Origin of the sequence: Pseudoalteromonas sp. SR43-2 (genome assembly GCF_014163885.1) — a bacterium.
GTDB classification, from domain to species: domain Bacteria; phylum Pseudomonadota; class Gammaproteobacteria; order Enterobacterales; family Alteromonadaceae; genus Pseudoalteromonas; species Pseudoalteromonas distincta.
Window position 1 is genome coordinate 1 of the sequence record NZ_JACJED010000047.1, and the last position, 1,148, is coordinate 1,148.

Below are 1,148 nucleotides of genomic sequence, written 5' to 3' on the forward strand. Positions count from 1 at the left end.
GCAACACTTGAAGAAAGCAGCCGATACCATACCTTTGAAAAATTATCAGAAATTCTTGACCCTGAAATCATTGAACAAGGTTTTCAACAAGCAGGGATTGCAACCGTTCGTAAGCGAAGATTACCGCTTGAAGCCGTTTTGTGGTCAGTTATTGGCATGGCATTGTTTCGAAAAGAATCAGTTTGGAATATCGCTAATAAGCTAGATATCATGTTACCTGGCAAGAACCAACTCGTTGCTCCAAGTGCGATGGTACAGGCGAGACAAAGGTTAGGTGATGATCCCGTTAAACACGTTTTCAATAAATCTGCTCAATCAATGTATAAGCAACAGTCATTCGAAACATGGAATGGTTTGAACCTATTAGCTGTTGACGGTGTTGTGTGGCGAACAGCCGACACGCCTGATAATCGTAAAGCCTTCTCTTCAGGTAGCAACCAATACGGTGATACAGCCTTTCCTCAAATACGCATGGTCTGTCATATGGAATTGACCAGCCATCAACTTCTCAGTAGCGAGTTTGATAACTATAAAACCAACGAGATGAAATTAGCTGAGCGTTTAATTGAACGTACACCAGATAATTCACTGACTATGTTTGATAAAGGATATTATTCTTTAGGCCTGTTAAACCGTTGGCACCAAACTGGGGAGATGAGGCACTGGCTGATACCAGCAAGGCCCGACTTACAGTATGAAATCATCTCCAGCGCGGGTAAAAATGACCATATCATTGAATTGAAAACCACAAAGCATGCACAAAAAAACTTTCCCGATGTTCCTGAAACGATTAAAGCGAGATTAATCAGCAAAACAATAAAGGGCAAAAGCTACCGTATATTAACCTCGATGACGGATAGATTGCGTTATCCAGGTAATGAAATTGTTGAATTATATTGTCATCGTTGGGAGATAGAACTTGGGTTTAGAGAAATCAAACAAACCATGCTTGATAGCGCATACCATTTAAGAAGTAAGCGCCCTGACATGGTGCGTCAGGAGCTATGGGGCGTGTTACTCGCCTATAATTTAATACGAAGAATAATGACGATGGCGGCGACAGTCACAGGGATATGGCCTAACCAGCTTAGTTTCTCTAGCAGTTCGATGGCTGTCATTCAGTATTTCTCGTCAGTATCTATAATGAG

The 1,148-nt window shown here is 41.6% G+C and carries 1 protein-coding gene; it reads left to right on the forward strand.

Going from position 1 to position 1,148, the window contains the following annotated elements; genetic code table 11:
- Positions 1 to 1,148 (forward strand): IS4 family transposase (locus H5120_RS20020; RefSeq protein ID WP_182675882.1); only part of this gene is annotated, 1,148 nt, incomplete at both ends.